This window comes from Afipia sp. GAS231 (assembly GCF_900103365.1).
In the GTDB taxonomy this organism is placed as follows: domain Bacteria; phylum Pseudomonadota; class Alphaproteobacteria; order Rhizobiales; family Xanthobacteraceae; genus Bradyrhizobium.
The window spans coordinates 7,425,915-7,443,511 of the sequence record NZ_LT629703.1 but is presented as its reverse complement, the minus strand read 5'-3'; the positions used below and the strand labels follow the sequence as shown (position 1 = coordinate 7,443,511).

Annotated in this window: 18 protein-coding genes and 1 pseudogene; 7 read left to right on the top strand and 12 right to left on the bottom strand. The window is 64.7% G+C overall.

From position 1 onward, the window contains the following. Window positions 1-3 precede the first annotated feature (3 nt). From BLS26_RS34915 to BLS26_RS34900, 4 genes are read right to left on the bottom strand one after another with little or no spacing between them, the layout of a single operon-like run. Entirely contained in the window at window positions 4-486 is a 483-nt protein-coding gene (locus BLS26_RS34915; protein WP_092517227.1) for a tripartite tricarboxylate transporter TctB family protein, read from the bottom strand. A 28-nt stretch (window positions 487-514) separates the two neighbouring features. After that, complete coding sequence (locus BLS26_RS34910; protein ID WP_092519001.1) at window positions 515-1,510, bottom strand: tripartite tricarboxylate transporter substrate binding protein; 996 nt, start codon at window positions 1,508-1,510, stop codon at window positions 515-517. 48 nt (window positions 1,511-1,558) lie between these two features. Then, the gene (locus BLS26_RS34905) at window positions 1,559-2,809 is read right to left on the bottom strand and encodes a CaiB/BaiF CoA-transferase family protein (protein ID WP_092517225.1); all 1,251 of its coding nucleotides are present in this window, start codon (window positions 2,807-2,809) and stop codon (window positions 1,559-1,561) included. A gap of 8 nt (window positions 2,810-2,817) precedes the next feature. Then, the gene (locus BLS26_RS34900; RefSeq protein WP_092517223.1) at window positions 2,818-3,618 is read right to left on the bottom strand and encodes an enoyl-CoA hydratase/isomerase family protein; all 801 of its coding nucleotides are present in this window, start codon (window positions 3,616-3,618) and stop codon (window positions 2,818-2,820) included. Between the two features lie 122 nt (window positions 3,619-3,740). On the opposite strand from BLS26_RS34900, the gene BLS26_RS34895 reads away from it, so the two are divergent. The 5 genes from BLS26_RS34895 (at window position 3,741) to BLS26_RS34875 (ending at window position 9,049) form a co-directional block, all read left to right on the top strand. Next, on the top strand, window positions 3,741-4,418 hold the full coding sequence (locus BLS26_RS34895) for a GntR family transcriptional regulator (RefSeq protein WP_092517221.1): 678 nt from the start codon (window positions 3,741-3,743) through the stop codon (window positions 4,416-4,418). 262 nt (window positions 4,419-4,680) lie between these two features. Then, window positions 4,681-5,472 (top strand): Flp pilus assembly protein CpaB, encoded by a 792-nt coding sequence (cpaB, locus tag BLS26_RS34890; protein ID WP_092517219.1) that lies wholly within the window; start codon window positions 4,681-4,683, stop codon window positions 5,470-5,472. 17 nt (window positions 5,473-5,489) lie between these two features. Continuing rightward, window positions 5,490-7,001: a type II and III secretion system protein family protein gene (locus BLS26_RS34885; protein WP_172804760.1), complete on the top strand. Its 1,512-nt coding sequence runs from the start codon at window positions 5,490-5,492 to the stop codon at window positions 6,999-7,001. A gap of 39 nt (window positions 7,002-7,040) precedes the next feature. Next, window positions 7,041-7,778 carry a CpaD family pilus assembly protein gene (locus tag BLS26_RS34880; RefSeq protein WP_092517215.1) on the top strand — a complete coding sequence of 246 codons (738 nt, stop codon included), beginning with the start codon at window positions 7,041-7,043 and terminating at the stop codon, window positions 7,776-7,778. Beyond that, window positions 7,775-9,049, top strand: a complete 1,275-nt coding sequence (locus tag BLS26_RS34875) for an AAA family ATPase (protein WP_092517213.1) — start codon at window positions 7,775-7,777, stop codon at window positions 9,047-9,049. The genes BLS26_RS34880 and BLS26_RS34875 overlap by 4 nt, the downstream gene beginning before the upstream one ends. A gap of 20 nt (window positions 9,050-9,069) precedes the next feature. Here the strand turns inward: BLS26_RS34875 and BLS26_RS34870 are convergent, their stop codons facing one another. Further along, on the bottom strand, window positions 9,070-9,894 hold the full coding sequence (locus BLS26_RS34870; protein ID WP_092518997.1) for a tetratricopeptide repeat protein: 825 nt from the start codon (window positions 9,892-9,894) through the stop codon (window positions 9,070-9,072). A 167-nt stretch (window positions 9,895-10,061) separates the two neighbouring features. Continuing rightward, entirely contained in the window at window positions 10,062-10,319 is a 258-nt protein-coding gene (locus tag BLS26_RS34865) for a PilZ domain-containing protein (protein WP_092517206.1), read from the bottom strand. Between the two features lie 264 nt (window positions 10,320-10,583). On the opposite strand from BLS26_RS34865, the gene BLS26_RS34860 reads away from it, so the two are divergent. Beyond that, window positions 10,584-12,278, top strand: coding sequence for a Na/Pi cotransporter family protein (locus BLS26_RS34860; RefSeq protein WP_092518995.1), 1,695 nt, complete (start codon window positions 10,584-10,586; stop codon window positions 12,276-12,278). Between the two features lie 65 nt (window positions 12,279-12,343). On the opposite strand, the pseudogene BLS26_RS34855 reads toward BLS26_RS34860, so the two are convergent. Together BLS26_RS34855 and BLS26_RS34850 are read right to left on the bottom strand one after the other, a co-directional pair. Further along, a pseudogene (locus tag BLS26_RS34855) lies at window positions 12,344-12,520 on the bottom strand (aconitase family protein); the annotation flags it as partial. Beyond that, a complete protein-coding gene (locus BLS26_RS34850) occupies window positions 12,501-12,773 on the bottom strand; it encodes a hypothetical protein (protein ID WP_092517202.1) in 273 nt (90 codons plus the stop codon). The pseudogene BLS26_RS34855 and the gene BLS26_RS34850, both read right to left, overlap by 20 nt. A gap of 77 nt (window positions 12,774-12,850) precedes the next feature. Between BLS26_RS34850 and BLS26_RS34845 the strand changes: the two genes are divergently transcribed. Beyond that, entirely contained in the window at window positions 12,851-13,756 is a 906-nt protein-coding gene (locus tag BLS26_RS34845) for a LysR family transcriptional regulator (RefSeq protein WP_092517200.1), read from the top strand. Here the strand turns inward: BLS26_RS34845 and BLS26_RS34840 are convergent. The 4 genes from BLS26_RS34840 to BLS26_RS34825 form a co-directional block, all read right to left on the bottom strand. Further along, complete coding sequence (locus BLS26_RS34840) at window positions 13,753-14,091, bottom strand: lipid-A-disaccharide synthase N-terminal domain-containing protein (RefSeq protein ID WP_092517198.1); 339 nt, start codon at window positions 14,089-14,091, stop codon at window positions 13,753-13,755. The genes BLS26_RS34845 and BLS26_RS34840 overlap by 4 nt on opposite strands. Beyond that, window positions 14,091-14,846 (bottom strand): glycosyltransferase family 2 protein, encoded by a 756-nt coding sequence (locus tag BLS26_RS34835; protein ID WP_092517196.1) that lies wholly within the window; start codon window positions 14,844-14,846, stop codon window positions 14,091-14,093. Before BLS26_RS34835 ends, BLS26_RS34840 begins: the two co-directional genes overlap by 1 nt. Window positions 14,847-14,947: 101 nt before the next feature. Further along, window positions 14,948-15,796, bottom strand: coding sequence for a phosphatase PAP2 family protein (locus BLS26_RS34830; RefSeq protein ID WP_092517194.1), 849 nt, complete (start codon window positions 15,794-15,796; stop codon window positions 14,948-14,950). Between the two features lies 1 nt (window position 15,797). Beyond that, complete coding sequence (locus BLS26_RS34825) at window positions 15,798-17,540, bottom strand: glycosyltransferase family 39 protein (RefSeq protein ID WP_092517192.1); 1,743 nt, start codon at window positions 17,538-17,540, stop codon at window positions 15,798-15,800. Window positions 17,541-17,597 lie beyond the last annotated feature (57 nt).

Below are 17,597 nucleotides of genomic sequence, written 5' to 3'. Positions count from 1 at the left end.
CGGTCAGAAGCCAAACGCGGCGGCAAGCGCGCCGTGCGGCAGCGACACCTGAAACAGGCGCTCGAAGACGATGTAAAGTGCGACCGGCGTCGCCACGGCGACCGCGAGTGCATGAAAGACCAATTGCCGTTTCGGCAGCGCCAGCGCGGCGAGAACGTAGCCGGCCGATGCCAGATACATTCCGAGGACCGGAATGGCGGCAACGAAAATCGCGGCCGGAACGAACAGGGCGGCGAGACGGCCAAGTTCGGATCGCGTGATCCCCACCGTGAGGCCTGCAAGCGAGCCACGCCCCAGCGCGCCCTGTGCCAGATTGTACAGGCTGCCGAGCACGACGATGATTCCGGTCAGGAACGGAAACGTGCCGGCGTCGACGCCCTCGCGCGACCAGCCGATCCCGTTGTCGATGCTCGATACCACGACCGCAACACCGAAGATTCCGGTCAGGGCCGCCGTGAATATCTCAAGCGCGCGTCGCGATATCATCGATGCCTCATCCCGTCGGCCCCTCGGCTCACTTGGCAACCAGCCAGCCCTGTTCGCCGGCGACCTGCTTCAAATGCTCGAGGTCCTGCTTGATGAAGGCGTCGAAGGCATCGCCGGTCAGGAACGTATCAACCTGCGAGGTCTTCTCGATGTAGTCCTTCCACTCCGGCGTCGCCTGCACCTTCTTCATCAGGTCGACATAATAGGCCGCTTGCTCGGCACTGACCTTGCCTGGCAGCCACACGGTCCGCGGTTGCTCGTATTGGGTGATCGGCAGCCCCTGCTCGGCGCAGGTCGGCACATCGCTCCAGCCTTCGGTCGCCGTCACTTTCGGTCCCTGCGGCAATCGCTTCGGGCTGAAGGCACAGAGCGGGCGCTGGGTCGAGCCTCGCCATTGTCCGAGGCTTTCGCTGGGGTTGTTGACGTGGGAATCGATGTGGCCGCCGGCCAGTTGCACCGCGGCCTCGGCGCCGCTCTTGAACGGGATGTAGGTGAATTTGACCTTCGCCGCCTTCTCGATCATGCGGGTCAGCACCTCATCGGTGTCCTTGGACTGCGCGCCGCCCATCTTGAATTCGGTCGCGGCCGCCGCCTTGAGGAAATCGCCCGCGGTCTTGTAGGGCGCATCCTGTTTCACCCAGAGCAGGAATTCGTCCTGCGCCATCGCCGCGATCGGCGTCAGATCGGTGTAGTTGAAGGCGACCTTGGACACGAGGGGCTGCTGCCAGGCGTTCGAGGTGCCGAAGATCACCCTGTAGGGATCGCCGGCGGAAGCCTTGCCGTAGACATACCCTTCCGCCCCGCTGCCGCCGCCCTTGTTGACGACCACGACCGGCTGGTCGGTCAACTTGTATTTGGTGATGATGGCCTGGACCGCACGCGCGAGATTGTCGGTACCGCCGCCCGGCCCCGCGGTTGCGACGAACTCGATCGGCTTCTGCGGCGCCCACGCGGCATGCGCCGGAATGGAGCCGGCGAGCAGGATCGCCACCGCGGACGTCAACAAACTCGAAGTGAACCTCATCATTTCCTCCCGGTCGCTGTTTTTGTCGTTGTTGGTACCGATAAATCGTCAGGCGACCTGCTCCTTGCGGGGCAGCGACGCAGAGACGACAGCGCCTTCGCGCTCGAACGCCTCGATCTGCGCGGGTTCGAAGCCATATTCGCGCAACACCTCGCGGGTGTGTTCGCCATAGACGGGCGCGCCCGAGTTCACCTTGCCAGGCGTCGCCGAGAACTTGACCGGGAGCCCGATGGTTTTCACCGGTCCGACCGTCGAGTGCTCGACCTCGACCACCATCTCGCGCGCCAGGGTTTGCGGATCGTTCAGCGCTTCCAACATGTCATGGACGGGACCGCAGGGCACGCCCTTGCCGTCCAGTGCGGCCAGCCAATGCGCCCTGCTCCTGGCGCGGAAGCGCGCACTCAATTCGGATTCGAGTTGCTTCAGGTTCGCCATGCGGTCGGAGCCGTTGACGAAGCGCGGATCGGCCGCCAGTTCCGACGCGCCGAGCGCCTCCAGCATCAACAGCCAATGCTTCTTGTTGGCGCCGCCGACCACCAGCCAGCCGTCGGAAGCCTCGAAGGCCTGATAAGGCGCGTTCAGCGGATGCGCTGAGCCCATGGCGCGCGGTGCCACATCGGTGGCGAGCGCAATCGTCGACTGCCAGTAGGTCTGCACCAGCGCCGCTTCGTAGAGCGAGGTTTCCACCCACTGCCCTTCACCGGTCTTGAGCCGGTGTGAATAGGCCGCAAGGATTCCCATGCTGGCCAGCAGGCCCGCGGTAATGTCCGACAGCGGCGGGCCGCACTTCACCGGCGGGCCGTCCGGCCGCTCGCCGGTAAAACTCATGATGCCGCTCATCGCCTGCGCCACCAGGTCGAAGCCACGGCGATCCTTGTACGGGCCGGTGCGGCCGAAGCCAGACAGCGAACAATAGATCAGCCCCGGAAACTCGCGGTGCAGGTCCTGATAGCCGAAGCCGAGCCGCTCCATCGCACCTGGCGCAAAGTTCTCGACCAGAACGTCGGCGCCCGCGATCAGCCGCCGCAACACCTGCTTGCCGCCATCGGTCTTCAAATCCAGCACGATGCCGCGCTTGTTGCGGTTCATCATCAGGAACGAAGCCGCCTCATCGCCGATCTTCGGCGGCACCGAATGGCGCGTGTCGTCGCCGTTCGGTGACTTCTCGATCTTGATGACGTCGGCGCCCATGTCGGCCAGCATCAGCGTACAGGTCGGGCCGGCCATGACATGGGTGAGATCGACGACCTTGAGACCCGCGAGCGGGCCTTGGCGTGGCGTCTTGTTGCTTGGCGACATGGGGAATCCTATTCGCCGCGCCATTGCGGCGCGCGCTTGCCCAGAAATGCATCGAGCCCTTCGCGAAAATCCCGGCTCTGGTAGCACATCAGGATGAGGTCTTCGCCCTCGTCCGGCGTCAGCCGCTTCTGCAGCCGCCCCAACGCCTGCTTGGTCGCGCTTAGCGTCAGCGGCGCATTGCCGGCAACCAGCCGCGCCAATTCGTCGGCGCGCTTGTCCAGCGCGGCGAGGTCGTCGACGATCTCGGTCAGGAGCCCGACGGACGCGGCCTCCTCGGCCTCGACAAGCCGCGCGGTATAAATCAGGTCCTTGACCCTGGCCGGACCGATCAGCGCAGCGATGCGACTGACATTGGACATCGACAGGCAGTTGCCGAGGGTGCGCGCGATCGGAAACCCGATCCGTGTGGTCCTTGTGCCAATCCGCAGATCGCAGCTGGCCGCAATGCCCGCGCCGCCTCCGGTGCAGGCGCCGGTGATCGCCGCAATGGTCGGCACCCGGCAGGTTTCGAGAATTCCAAGCACGCGATCGATGCGGTTCTCATAGTCGATCGCATCCTGCGGCGTCTTGAAGGCGCGGAACTGGTTGATGTCGGTGCCGGCGGCGAATGCCTTGTCGCCGGCCCCGCGCAGCAGCAGCACCTTGATGCTGCGATCATTGTTGGCGCGCTCGCAGATCTCGGCCAGCTGCTCATACATCGCGAACGTAAAGGCGTTCCTCGCCTGCGGGCGGTTGAAGGTGATCCGGCCGATGCCTTCCTCGCGCGTGAACAGGAGGTCCTCCTGCCGCGCCACTACGTCCTGATCCATGTTTCCGCACCCTGTTTTGACGATTTTTACCAATCTGAATGCAAAATTAGGAATTATCAAGCTGGAATTGGAATAAGCTCGGTGATATAGCCCACTTTTGCATTCATTTCAGGGGGCTGGCGATGCTTCATGAGGAGGTGGTAGGCCGCGTCCGCGCCATGCTGCTGGAGGGTGAAATTCCGCCGGGCGCCCGGATCCCCGAGCGCGACCTCTGCGAAATGCTGCAGATTTCCCGCACCCCGCTGCGCGAGGCGCTGAAGGTTCTGGCCGCTGAGGGCTTGGTGCAGTTGCTGCCAAATCGCGGCTCGCGCGCGGCAAAACTCACCGACAAGGACATGCGCGACCTGTTCGAGGTCTGCCAGGGACTGGAAGCGCTGGCCGGCGAACTCGCCTGCGAACGCATCAGCGACGCCGAAATCGCCGACATCGCTGCCGCGCATGCGGCGATGGCGCGGCACTTCCGCGATAGCGATCTGCTGCAGTACTACCGCTGCAACCGTTACATTCACGAAGCAATCATCGCCGCGACCGGCAACCCAGTGCTGTCAGGCCTCTATGAGACAGTGACGGCTCGCATTCGCCGCGCACGCTACGTCACCCCGATGACGCCGCAACGCTGGGCGCTGGCGTTGCAGGAACACGAAGCAATCCTCAACGCGCTGCAGCGTCGCGATGGGGTAGGCCTGTCGCATATCCTGCGCGCGCATCTGCGCCACAAACGTGAAGAAGTCCTGCAGGCCGGGTTCGCGGAGACCGGGTCAAGCGCTGAAGGTCACGCCTCCCTGCAACGACAGGCCTGATCCTCCGGCATCGGCAGCCGGCCTCGTTCCTCAGCGGCCCGACCGGTGCCCGAACTGGTTGAGGCGCGCCGCGTCCGGATGTTTGCGGGTCGCGCGATAACCACCCGTTCACCATGCCGATGAATCCCGGCGGCGTTTCGCGCAAAAAATTCACCCCTCAAGTTCCCTTATACCTTTGGTGCCTAGTCATCCCAGAGGGGAAGGCTGTCATCACCGTGCAGTTGGGGCATTCCGGCGTAAGCGTAAGAGTAGATCGAAGCGTATGAACATCGCACGTATCGTCGTACTGACCATCGCGCTCAGCGCCGGTGGCGTTGCAGCCTATCTCGCCCGCGGAACGGACACCAAGCCGACCCCGGTCGCGCCGGTTGCGGAGCTACCGACGACCGAAGTACTGGTCGCGAAATCCGAGCTTGGGCTCGGCCAGTTGGTCAAGCCGGAAGATCTGCAATGGCAGATCTGGCCGGCGTCCAGCGCCAGCGGCAATCTCATCACCCGCGCCGGCAGGGCCGACGCCATCAAGGACATCGAAGGCTCGATCGTGCGCGCGCCCTTCATCGCTGGCGAGCCGATCCGCGAGCAGAAGCTGGTCAAGGCCAACGGCTCGGGCTTCATGGCGGCGATCCTGCCGACCGGCATGCGCGGCATCTCGACCGAGATTTCGCCGGAGACCGGCGCCGGCGGATTCATCCTGCCCAACGACCACGTCGACGTCCTGCTCTCCAGGCGCGAGAAGAACCCGGACAGCAAGGGGCCCGACATCGTCAGTTCGGAAATCATCCTGACCAACATCCGCGTGCTCGCCATCGACCAGGCGCCGAAGGAAAAAGAAGGCAGCAACTCGCTCGTCGGCAAGACCGCCACGCTCGAGCTGAAGCCCGAGCAGGCCGAGACGCTCGGACGTGCGCGCCAGAGCGGCACGATCCAGCTCGCGCTGCGCAGCATCACCGATGCCAACAAGGTCGAGAGCGGCCAGGACCAGGCACCTCGACGAGACCAGAGCGTCAACGTGGTTCGCTACGGTGTCGCCAACCAATCGACGGCACAGAAGTGACCGAAAGGACGCGTGAGATGAAGTTTGGGGAAAATCAGTCAGCGATCCGCAGCGCGACAGGCCGCCTCGGCCGGGCCGTGCTGTTATCGGCCGTCGCCGCGCTGACGCTGGGCCAGGTCGCGCGGGTCATCGCCGCCGAGCCCGACAAGGAACTTGCGAGGCAACTTTCGAAAGAGAACGACCCCGAGATCACCTCCGCCATCGGCGGATCGGTGCGGACAAAATTTCTGGCGCTTGGCGTCGGCAAGTCGGTGATCGTCGACCTGCCGCGCGACGTCAAGGACGTGCTGGTCGCCGATCCGAAGATCGCCAACGCCGTCGTCCGCTCGTCCCAGCGCGCCTATATCATCGGCACCGCGGTCGGCCAGACCAACGTCGTGTTCTTCGATGCCGACGGTCAGCAGGTCGCGTCCTATGACATCGCGATCAAGCGCGATCTCAACGGCGTGCGCTCCGCGCTCCGGCAGACGCTGCCGGGAGTCCAGATCGAAGGCATCGGCGACAGCGTCATGCTGACCGGCTCGGTGGCGAGCCCGGTCGAAGCCCAGCAGGCGGGCGAAGTCGCGGCGCGACTGGTCGGCGGCGCTGACAAGGTTGTCAACTCGATCACCGTTCGCGGCCGCGACCAGGTGATGATCAAGGTCACCATCGCGGAAGTGCGGCGCGACATCATCAAGCAGTTGGGCGTCGATCTCAGCGCCAGCATGAACTACGGCACCGCGGCTGTGACGTTCAACAATTCCAACCCGTTCACTGCCAACAGCGGAGCGCTCGTCTCCGGCAACGGCCTGACTGCGGCAGCCTTGACCAAAGCCGGCCTGCCGTCGGTCACCGCCACCCTGCGCGCGATGGAGAGCGCGGGCGTGGTGCGGACGCTGGCGGAGCCAAATCTGACGGCGATCTCGGGCGAGTCCGCGACATTTATTTCAGGCGGCGAATTTCCAATTCCGACTGGCGTCACCTGCCAAACGACGACGTCGGGCGCGATCGGACAATGCGTCCAGACCGTCAGTTTCAAGAAATTCGGCATCTCGCTCAACTTCACGCCGGTGGTGCTGAGCGAGGGACGGATCAGCCTGCGGGTGATGACTGAAGTGTCGGAAGTCTCGACCGAAAACGCTTTAACCGGCGGAACCAATGGAACGACGATTCCCTCGATCAAGACCCGCCGCGCGGAAACGACGCTGGAAATCCCGTCTGGCGGCTCAATCGCGATGGCGGGCCTGATTTCGGAGCAAACCAAGCAGGCCGTCAACGGAATGCCCGGTGTGGACCAGATCCCGATTCTTGGTGGGCTTTTCCGGAGCCAGGACTACGTCAACCACGAGACCGAGTTGATGGTTGTGGTGTCGCCCTATGTCGTTCGCGCGGTGGCACAGAAGGAGCTGTCGCGTCCGGATGACGGGTTTGCGCCGGCGTCGGATTCTCAATCGGCGCTGCTGGCCCGCATCAACCGGATTTACGGCCTTGCCGCCCGCGCCGATGCGATCGGCACCTCTCAGGGCAATTTCGGCTTCATCATTGACTAAGACGGCAGCGCTCCACCGATCCGGGACGAGGATAAAACGATGACCAGCCAAACACCGCATCGCCTTCAGAGCTGGCGCCTGCTCGGCGCCCTGCTCGGCCTGTCATGCGCGCTTAGCGGGTGCAACCAGACCACCGAGATCGTGACCGCAAGCGTTCCCGGCAACGATTACAAGCTGCGTCACCCGATCGCGGTGACCGAAGCCAACCAATCGATCGTCGTCTTCGTCGGCCACGCGCGCGGCGGCCTCTCCGCCCCGCAACGCATCGACGTCGCCGGCCTGGCGCAAAGCTGGGTTCGCGAGGGCACCGGCGCCATTGTCGCCGACGTGCCGGCCGATCCGGTCTATGGACGCGCAGCCGCCGCCTCCTACCGTGAAATCCGTTCGATCCTGATGGCGGGCGGCGTGCCGTCCAACGCCATCACGCAACGTCCGTACCAGGCGGAATATGCCGACACGCTTCCGACCATCAAGCTGAGCTATCCGAGGATCAAGGCGGTCGCCGGCCCCTGCGGGCTGTGGCCGGAAGACCTTGGACCGAACATCGACAACTCCGGCTATAACGAGAACCGGCCCTATCACAATTTCGGCTGCGCCACCCAGCGCAACCTCGCCGCCATGATCGACAATCCGGCGGACCTCGAGCAGCCACGTCCGGAAACCCCGGCCTATACGCGGCGACGCGATATCGCCTTTGACAAATACCGCAAGGGCAACCCGACCACGACCATCTATCCCGAAGTGGAAAAAGCCAAACTCAGCGATACAGGCAAATGATCAAGCTTCAAGATTCGGACGAGCACATGGACGTCACGCCGCCGCACAACGACGACTATATCTCGCCGGCGCCGCGCGTCTCGGTGCAGGCCTTTTGCGCCAGCGTCGCGGTCGCGACCACGGTGCGGGCTGCAAGCGAAGACCGCCGGCTCGGCAAGGCGCATCTTTCGGTCCACATGGGTGGTGTCGCGGCTGCGATCGAAAACTACCAAAAGGCGCCGACACCGAACGTGATCGTGCTCGAAACCGAAGCCGACCATGACATCCTCGAAGGCCTCGACGAACTCGCGACCGTCTGCGATGCCGGCACCCGCGTCGTCGTGATCGGCAGCGCCAGCGATGTCGCGCCCTATCGCGAACTGGTGCGGCGTGGCGTCAGCGATTACGTGGTCGGACCGGTCCAGCCGCTCGACGTCGTCCGCGCTATCTGCGGCCTCTACGCCTCGTCCGAGGAAGTCGCCGTCGGCCGCGTTATCGCCGTGGTCGGTGCCAAGGGCGGCGTCGGCGCCTCCACCGTCGCACACAACGTCGCCTGGGCGATCGCGCGCGATCTGGCACTCGATTCCGTCGTCATCGACCTCGATCTCGCTTTCGGGACCGCCGGCCTCGATTTCAACCAGGATCCGGTGCAGGGCATCGCCAACGCGATCTCTCAGCAGGAACGGCCCGATACCGCCTTGATGGAACGCCTGCTCGCCAAGTGCACCGACCGCCTCAGCCTTTTGGCGGCGCCGGCGACGCTCGACCAGGTCTACGATTTCGGCGCCGATGCGTTCGACGCGATCTTCGATACGCTGCGCATGACGACGCCCTGCATCGTGCTCGACGTTCCGCATCAGTGGTCGGCCTGGACCAGGCGCGCCCTGATCGGCGCCGACGACATCCTGGTCGTCGCCGAGCCCGATCTGGCCAACATGCGCAACGCCAAGAACATGCTGAACGTGTTGAAGGCGGCGCGCCCCAATGACCGGCCGCCGCTGTATTGTCTCAATCAGGTCGGCATGCACAAGCGCCCGGAAATCACCGTGCGCGAATTCGCCAAGGCGATCGAGAGCCAGCCGATCGCCGCCATTCCCTTCGATTCAAAGATGTTCGGGACCGCCGCCAACAACGGCCAGATGATCCAGCAGGTTTCAGCCACGCACAAGACCACGCTGATGTTCCTGCAGATGGCACAGCGCATGACCGGCCACGCCGTGACTAAGAGGGCCTCGCTGCTGACGCCGATCCTCAAGAAGTTGCAGGCCGCGACGGCGCGCAAGCGGGCATAACTCGAAGCTGTGGGGGCGCCCTAGTTGGCGCGGCCGGCTGCGGCGATCGGCATCTTGTCGACCTCCGCGCGGCCTTCCTTGCGCGCCAGCAGCCGTTTCAGTTGCGTGACATTCGCGGCCGCTTCATTCGGCGGCAGGTCTGCCCGCACGATCTTTTCAGCCTCGGCGAGACGGCCCTGCAGGCCCACCGCGAGCGCCAGATTGGCGCGCACGCGCTGATCGGCCGGCGCACGCTCATACGCGCGCCGCATCGTCTCCTCGGCCTTCGACAGGTCTTTCGAAAGCACGTAGGAAAGTCCGAGGTTGGACAGCACCGACGGCTCGTCGGGCACGATCTTCAGGGCGCTGCCGTAATACTGCCGCGCCTCCTCGAACCGGCCGAGTTGATCCAGCGTCGCGCCCTGCGCCGACAGGATTCGCCAATCCGGATCTTCCGGGCTGTGGGCGCGGCCGAGCACTTCAAAGGCCTGCTGGAAGTTGCCGTTGTCGGCCAGCGCGCGGCCGTAGCCGGCGAGCAGCGCCTTGTTGCCGGCATGAGAAATTGTCGCCTGTTCGAGCACCGCCACCGCCTGGGCACGCTGGCCCGAGGCGCGCAGTGCCTTGCCGTATTGCAGCGCCGCCTCGGCGTCCTTGGGGTTGGCCTTAAAGCGCTCCTGGGCGAGTTCGACGTCGCGCCGCGGGTCGGCCGAGCGCTTGGCGTCGGACTTCTCGCCGAGCGATCCGGTGACATCAGAAATGTCACTGGCGGTCTGGCAACTGCAAAGCGCCACGGCCAGGACGATGGCGGTAGCCGTCCCCGCAAGAAGTCGTGCGACGCGGGGGGGCTGGATCGATTTCTGGAACATGTACTGGACTCGCAGTCGGCGCTGTCCGAGCACGCTCACAGCTTAACCCTAAATTCAGGTTAAGTTCCCGGGATTTTGCGGTAACGGAAGACCTCCGGGGGCACATGGCCCCCCGGCCCTGCGAATTCGCCTTGCCGGCCCCGGCCTTTTTGCCGAGGCGATCGGGCCTAATCGACGAACTGAGCACCCAGCTCGAAGCCGATCCGCCAGGCGAGCTTGCATACGCGCGGCCGCCCCTCCGAGAAGATCACCGTGAACTCGGTCGGAATCTCCGGGTATTCAGCGATGATCTTCACGCCGCCGTCGGAGATGTCCGAGATCATGCAATCCCGCGGCAGTCCGCCGGTCGCGAACTGGATCTTGGCAAAACTCCTGCACGCACGACGTTCGCTCTTGCGGCGATTGGCTGCTGCTGCTGCAAACATTTGATTCCCTGGCCCTGCTCGATTGATGCGCCCGATTGAGCCTCCGGTGTACAGGAGAAGTCTTGGGATTAAGCTAGCGCGAAAGCTGGCATTGTAACGGTTGCCTTTCGACTCCGTTTACCGATGGCGGGGCATTGCGCGCCGCCAAAAGCGCCCATCATCGCGCCACCGCACGCGCAATTTTCAGCAAATTCAAGGGTTGATCCGCTCTCGATTGGCGGTAGCGTGATCGCGCGACTCGAATTGCCGGGAAAGCAAGCGAGCATGGGAACGATGGTTCTTCTCGACCTGATGGGCGGCGTGGCGCTGCTGCTGTGGGGCCTGCATATGGTCCATAGCGGCATTCTGCGCGCGTTCGGGCCCGACCTGCGTCTGTTGCTGGCCAAGGGGCTGAGCAACCGCTTCACCGCCTTTGCCGCTGGCCTCGGCCTGACGGCGCTGCTGCAGAGCAGTACCGCCACCGCCTTGATCACGAGTTCGTTCACGTCGGAGGGACTGGTCAGCCTGGTGCCGGCGCTCGCCATCATGCTCGGCGCCAATGTCGGCACCACGCTGATCGTGCAGGTGCTGTCGTTCAATATCGCCGCCGTCGCCCCCGTGCTGTTCATCATCGGCCTGGTCGCGTTCCGCAGCGGACCGCGCTCGCGCATCAAGGATATCGGACGCGTCTCGATCGGCCTCGGCCTGATGCTGCTGGCGCTGCATATCCTGCTCGACACGCTGGCGCCGGCCGAGAATGCGCCCGGCGTGCGCGTGTTCATGAGCGCCATCACCGGCGATCCCGTGCTTTGCATCGTCTTCGGCGCGGTCGTGACCTGGGTGGTGCATTCCTCCGTCGCCAGCGTGCTGCTGGTGATGTCGCTGGCCTATGCGCATTTCATCTCGGCGCCGGCGGCGCTGGCGCTCGTGCTCGGCGCCAATCTCGGCAGCGCGATCAACCCGATTTTCGAAGGCGCCCGCCGCGACAACCCAGCGAGCTACCGGCTTCCGCTCGGCAATCTCGTCAACCGGCTCGCCGGCGTGGCATTGGTGGCGCCGTTCCTCCATCCGATCTCGGAGTTGCTGGCCTCCTGGCAGCCGGATCTGGCCAAGGCGACCGCCTTGTTCCACATCGCCTTCAACATTGCGACCGCCGTCATCTTCATCGGCCTGCTCGACGGCATGGCGCGGCTTTTGAAGCGACTATTGCCCACGCGGGTGCTGGAAGCCGATCCGTCGCGCCCGCGCTATCTCGACGACAGCGCGCTCGAAACTCCGTCGCTGGCGCTGACGGATGCCGCGCGCGAGACGCTCCATATGGGCGATCAAGTCGAAGTCATGCTCCGCAAGGTGATGGCGGCGATGATGACCAACGACCGCACGCTGGTCGACCAGGTCTCGCGGATGGACAACAGCGTCGACAGCCTCGACGAGGCGATCAAGCTCTATGTCACCAAACTGACCCGCGGCAGTCTCGACGAGCGCGAAGGACAGCGCGCGATGGAGATCGTCTCCTTTGCCATCAACCTCGAGCATATCGGCGACATCATCGACAAGAACCTGAGCGAGTTGGCGACCAAGAAGATCAAGCGACGGTTCCAGTTCTCGACTGAAGGCGCCGAGGAGCTTTCGGCCTTTCACAAGCGCACGATGGATTCGCTGCGGATCGCATTCGGCGTCTTCATGTCGGGCGACGTCAACGAGGCGCGCAAGCTGCTGGCCGAGAAATCCGCGCTGCGCAATGCCGAGCTTGCCGCCACCGAGCGACACCTCGATCGGCTGCGCGAGGGGCGGCCCGAGACCATCGAGACCACCTCCCTGCATCTCGACGTGCTGCGCGACCTCCGGCGGATCCACTCGCACATCTGTTCGGTGGCCTACCCCGTGCTCGATGCCGCCGGCGAGCTGGCCGCCTACCGCTCGACCGAAGCCGATCTTGCCGTGATCGCCAATGGTGCTGCGCCCTCGACGCCGCGCTGATCAGAGGCTGGTGGCGCTCCCCGCGCTCAGCCCTTCGGCTTCGGCTTGCCGCTTCACCAGGCCGGAGCCGGCGTCTTTTCGGGAGCCCTCACCGGCAGCCCCGCGCGCCGCAGGCTCGCGAAGGCCTGCGGACTTTCCACCTCGTGCACGAGGTGGCGGTCGACATACAGCAGGCAGGTGCCGTCCGGCGCCTCATCGACCAGATGGTCGCGCCAGATCTTGTCATAGAGAGTTTGGCGCATCCCGCCCGTCCTGGATGCCGTGAAACCGCATTCGTGTTTTCGCCAGCAGGTCGCGCCCGGCTTCGGTGGCCTCGATCGACAGTTCGCCATCGATGCGGCAACGCTGCACCAACCCCTGGTCGATGGCGTCTTCCCAGATGGTCAATCGCGGGCAGCTCGTCCGCCACGCCTCCATGACATCGCAGTAGCGGCGCGGGCTGGCCGCGATCCATTCCACGAAATCGAGCACGAGGGCATCCGGACCATGATTCATGTCCGGACCGTAGCAATCCCTGGAGCACACATCCAATATATGAGATAAGGACAATCCATAGAGTTAGGATATGAGTGATGGACCTTCGCCTGCTCGGCTATTTTCTCGTCGTCGCCGAAGAATTGCACATCACCCGGGCGGCGGCGCGGCTCGGCATTCAGCAGGCGCCGCTCAGCCAGCAGATCAAACGGTTCGAACAGAGCCTCGGCGCGCAGTTGTTCCGTCGCAAGCCGCGCGGCGTCGAACTGACGGAAGCCGGTGTCGCGCTGCGCGACGAGGCGGCATCGATATTTGCAAGCGTCGACCGCGCCGTTGACACGGTCAGCCGCGTTTCACGCGGCGAGCTGGGCGATCTCCGGATCGGGCTGACGACCTCGGCGTGCTTTCATCCATTTCCACCGAAGGCGATCCGATCCTACCGGCGTGCCCATCCGCAGATGAAGATTCAGTTCGAGCAAAACAGCACACCGGGACTGATCGAGCGCCTGCAAGCCGGCCGGGTCGATGTGGCATTCATCCGCACCGCGATCGGCACGCCCGCCGGTGTCACGATCGTGCCGCTCATCGAAGAGCCGATGGTCGTGGCACTTCCGGCGCGCCACCCCCTTGCGAAAGGCCGCCGCAGCCTCACGCTCAAATTGCTGGCGCATGAAAAGTTCATCGGTTATCCGCGCGCCGTCGGTGCCGGACTTTACGATTCAGTGATTGCGGCCTGCATCGTCAGCGGATTCAATCCGGATATCGCCCATGAGGCGCCGCAGATCGTTTCGACGCTGAATCTGGTGGCCGCGGGCGTGGGTATTTCCGTGGTGCCTTCATCGATGCAGCGCCTGCATCTCGATGCCGTCGTCTACCGTCCGCTGTCCGGCCCGCACAATCCGAAGGGCCAGCTCAACCTGGCGGTCCGGGACGATGCGCTGGCGTCATCAGCCGCCGCATTTCTGGCGATGGTGCGAAAGGACGCCGGCGCGGCCCGCGGCTAGCGATCCAGCGTCCTGGAGCTCGTGCCGCGGTTCTTCACGATCAGCATGATGTTGCGGATGTAGATCACGGTCGCCATCGCCTGGCCGAGGATGATCACAGGTTCGCGCTTGGCAATGCCGTAGACCAGCGTCATCAGCCCGCCGCCCATCGAGAAGAACCAGAACGCCATCGGCACCACGCTCTGTCCGGCGCGCTCGCTGGAGATCCACTGCACCAGGAAACGCGCCGTGAACAGCAGTTGCGCGATCAGGCCGAACGCCAGCCAGAAATCGAACTTGGCGACGAAGACGTCGTAGAGATAGTCGCCAAGCGCCTGGCCGTATTGAATCAACATCAGTGAACCTCAGTGGCTGTGGGCGTCGGCTTCTTGCGGCGGATCAGCCACCACACCCCGGCGAGATCCATGATCCCGATCCACAGCCGGTCAAAGAACCCGTAATTGGACACGCCGGAATGGCGCGGGCGGTCGATCACGTCGACATAGGCGATATCGAACCCCTCGCGGCGCACCAGCGCCGGCAGGAAGCGATGCAGCCCGTCAAAGTAGGGCATCGACAGGAACACGTCGCGCGGAAACGCCTTCAGCCCGCAACCGGTATCGCGGGTGCCGTCTTTCAGTATCCCATTGCGCACGGCGTTGGCGATCTTCGACTGCATCCGCTTGAAGCCGGTATCCTTGCGCCCGACCCGCTGGCCGGCCGCAAGCCCGACGCAGCCGCCGCCGCGCTCCACAGCGGAAATCAGATCCGGCAGGAACGCCGGATTGTTCTGCCCGTCGCCATCAAGCGTTGCCACGATCGCGCCCCGCGCCGCCCGCACGCCGCTGCGCACCGCGGCCGACTGGCCGGACGAACTGGCGTGCTTGAGCTGCCGGATTTGCCCGTACTGCTGCATCAGCGCCGCCAGACGTTCGGCGGTGGCATCGGTCGAGCCGTCATTGACGTAGATGATTTCGTAGGCCCAGCGGCCGCCAAGCGCGCCGACGATCTCCGCGATCAGCGGCGCGACATTGTCCGCTTCGTTGCGCACGGGCACAACGATGGAAACGGCGACCGGTTCTCTGTCGGAGGAAGGCAAATCGGCACTCATCGCAGGGTCGGATTGGGCTGGTTGGATTGAAAGAGCATCAGGGCTGGAACAAGGCCGGAACCGGCTGTCGCCGGTTCTTGCCGACGCTCGGGCGACCGCTTTTATGGGGCGAAAGCGCCCCGGGCAACCCTTTTGAGGCGCCCGGACGAGGGTCCCACCAGCGGTGCAATCGTGCCGTCGCGGTGGATCGCAAATCCCAGTCGCCGGGCCGCGAACCAGTAGCGCACGCCCATCGCGCCGACGACGCCGAGCAGCGCGCCGGCGACGACGTCGCTTGGATGATGGGCCAAAAGCACCAGGCGCGTCGACACGATGACGACGGCATAGACAATCACCGCCCCCTTCGCCCCTGGCCAGACCGCCGCCACCGCAAAGGCCAGCGCCGCAGCGGTGATGGAATGTCCGGAAGGGAAGCTTGAATAGGCCTGGGTCCCCGCAAAGTGCGAGAAGTTGAAGACATTGGCTTCGGCGCCGCCGACAAACGGCCGGCCACGGCCGACGACCCATTTGATCACTTCGCCGACGAGAACGGGAAACAGCACCGCAACGAACAGGAATTGCAGGCGGGTGCCGAGACCGAGCAGCAGCGATCGCTGGATGCCGTTCATCGCCGGTGCCGCGATCGCAATCACGATCAGCAACGCCGCCAGTGTCCCCAGCACGTATTCGTCCTTGCCGAAATCGGTGAGGATGCGCATCCACCACAGCGCCGGCGTGCCGCGCGTCGGCATCTGGGCGATCTCCCAGGCATCGAGCGCGTACATCAGCACAATGATCGAGAGACCGATGCCGGCTGCGAGCAGCAGGATATGGCGCGCCGCCCGGCGCCCGGCCTCGGCGCGCCGCGAATGCGACGGCGCGCGCGCCAGTTGGGCCAGCGACAGCCAGGACAGCGTCAGAAGGCGCGAAGGGTAGTTCCTGGATTCGGCGATGTCTGCGGGCGCGGACATCCTATTCCGTGCCTTCCGAGCGGAAGATCGCGATCGAAACCGCCCTGCCTTGCGAGATGTTGTAGCCGTCGATCCGGTTGGCGACGTTGTAGCGCAGCCCGATGGCTTCGGCGCGCTGCACGAAGCCGCGCTCCGAGCGCGCTTCCACCAGGGCAAAGCGGCAGGTCCCTTGGCCCAGGAAATCCGCGGCGCCCGATCCGTCGGTCAGCAGCGTGTCGGTGCCGGTCATAAATACAAGACTGGGCTCATGAAAGCCCGCGGCCGCGGCTTTCGGCCCGACGCAGACGACGTTGCGCAACGCGCGCGCGATCTCGGCGCTCGGAAACACTGTCGTCAAGGACGGCATCACGATGCCGTAAACCCCGATCGACAGGAACATCGCGGCAATGACACCGTTCAGCAGCGAGCGTTCGGCGCGGCTGTCCTCGAACATCCACCACGCGATCAGGCCGAAGATCATGGCCGCCGCGAGAATTGGCCAGGCCGGAAGCACCAGCAGATGGGCGAGCTTGATGGCGCCGACGATGGCGAGAACCGAGGCCAGCGCCGGGACCGCAAACCACCAGGCCGCGCCACGCACCAGCCAGGAGCGCGACAGCACCCGGCGTTCGAGCGCGCCGACGGTCAGGATCGCAATCGCCGGATAGAGCGGCAGCACATAATGCGGCAGCTTGGTCAGCACCAGTTCGAACACGATCCAGGACGGGATCAGCCATGCCAGCAGATACTGCGCGCCGGGCTCGCGCCGCGCGCGCCACACCGCCGGCGCGGCCATGCCGGCCAGCGCCGCACCGGGCCAGAACGTCACCCAGAACAGCAGGAAATACAGGCCGGGCGGCGCGCCATGGGATTCCTGCGCGGCCAGCTTGCTTAGCATGTCGCCGCCGATCGAATCGGCGAAGAACGCATCGCCCGCGCGCCAGAAGATCGCGACGAACCACGGCAACACCAGCACCAGCATCCACATCAGCCCCCAGACCGGGCGCATGCGCCACAGCCAGGCCGCCGAGCGGTCGAGGATCGCCAAGGTCAGGATCGTCAAGCCGACGAACATCAGGATCAGCGGCCCCTTGAGCAGGATGCCGCCGGCCAGCGCCGTCCAGAAGATCGCGGGCGACGTCCATGACGGATGCACCGGATCCTCGCCGCGCTGCCAGGAGAGATACACCCGCGCCATCGCGCCCATCGCGGCGACCACCGTCAGCAGCAGCATCGCGTCGGTCTTGGCGAGCCGCGCCTCGGCGCCGAGCAGCACGCAACTGGCCATCATCAGTCCGGCCAGCGCCGCCCCGCGCCGGGTCACGAAGGCCAGTGCCGTCCAGTAGGTCAGCAAGACCGCGCCGATGGCGCCGATCAGGGACGGAATCCGGTAGATCCAGATCCGCAGTTGCGCCCGCGGCAGGCCGAGCGCCGAGGCGGTTTCAACGGCCGCGGACTGCAGCCAGTAGATGCCGACCGGCTTCTTGTAGCGGACGTCGTCCTGGAAGCGGATATCGACGAAATCGCCGGTTTCGACCATCTGCTTGGTGGCCTGGGCGAAGCGGGCCTCGTCGCGGTCGATCGCCGGAATATTGAAGAAACCGGGCAGGAAAATCACCAGCCCGCACAGCAGCAGAAACACGATGGCGCGGAAATGACTTGTTGTGGCAAAGTCGAACGCCGCGACCAGCCTGCGGCTGGAATTCGCAGGTTTCACAGGCTGTTGGCCTGCTCCAAAGCGCCGGACTTGCGTGGTTTCAACCATCCAATTCGCTTACGATGAAACCGCAGTGCAAACAACCCGCAGTTCCCGGAACAACCC

Coding starts and splice junctions, on each gene's coding strand:
- BLS26_RS34835 (WP_092517196.1), bottom strand. CDS start 14,846: ATGAGTGCCGATTTGCCTTCCTCCGACAGAGAACCGGTCGCCGTTTCC.
- BLS26_RS34880 (WP_092517215.1), top strand. CDS start 7,041: ATGACCAGCCAAACACCGCATCGCCTTCAGAGCTGGCGCCTGCTCGGC.
- BLS26_RS34840 (WP_092517198.1), bottom strand. CDS start 14,091: ATGTTGATTCAATACGGCCAGGCGCTTGGCGACTATCTCTACGACGTC.
- BLS26_RS34885 (WP_172804760.1), top strand. CDS start 5,490: ATGAAGTTTGGGGAAAATCAGTCAGCGATCCGCAGCGCGACAGGCCGC.
- cpaB (WP_092517219.1), top strand. CDS start 4,681: ATGAACATCGCACGTATCGTCGTACTGACCATCGCGCTCAGCGCCGGT.
- BLS26_RS34845 (WP_092517200.1), top strand. CDS start 12,851: ATGGACCTTCGCCTGCTCGGCTATTTTCTCGTCGTCGCCGAAGAATTG.
- BLS26_RS34895 (WP_092517221.1), top strand. CDS start 3,741: ATGCTTCATGAGGAGGTGGTAGGCCGCGTCCGCGCCATGCTGCTGGAG.
- BLS26_RS34860 (WP_092518995.1), top strand. CDS start 10,584: ATGGGAACGATGGTTCTTCTCGACCTGATGGGCGGCGTGGCGCTGCTG.
- BLS26_RS34870 (WP_092518997.1), bottom strand. CDS start 9,894: ATGTTCCAGAAATCGATCCAGCCCCCCCGCGTCGCACGACTTCTTGCG.
- BLS26_RS34910 (WP_092519001.1), bottom strand. CDS start 1,510: ATGAGGTTCACTTCGAGTTTGTTGACGTCCGCGGTGGCGATCCTGCTC.
- BLS26_RS34865 (WP_092517206.1), bottom strand. CDS start 10,319: ATGTTTGCAGCAGCAGCAGCCAATCGCCGCAAGAGCGAACGTCGTGCG.
- BLS26_RS34915 (WP_092517227.1), bottom strand. CDS start 486: ATGATATCGCGACGCGCGCTTGAGATATTCACGGCGGCCCTGACCGGA.
- BLS26_RS34825 (WP_092517192.1), bottom strand. CDS start 17,540: ATGGTTGAAACCACGCAAGTCCGGCGCTTTGGAGCAGGCCAACAGCCT.
- BLS26_RS34830 (WP_092517194.1), bottom strand. CDS start 15,796: ATGTCCGCGCCCGCAGACATCGCCGAATCCAGGAACTACCCTTCGCGC.
- BLS26_RS34900 (WP_092517223.1), bottom strand. CDS start 3,618: ATGGATCAGGACGTAGTGGCGCGGCAGGAGGACCTCCTGTTCACGCGC.
- BLS26_RS34875 (WP_092517213.1), top strand. CDS start 7,775: ATGATCAAGCTTCAAGATTCGGACGAGCACATGGACGTCACGCCGCCG.
- BLS26_RS34850 (WP_092517202.1), bottom strand. CDS start 12,773: ATGAATCATGGTCCGGATGCCCTCGTGCTCGATTTCGTGGAATGGATC.
- BLS26_RS34905 (WP_092517225.1), bottom strand. CDS start 2,809: ATGTCGCCAAGCAACAAGACGCCACGCCAAGGCCCGCTCGCGGGTCTC.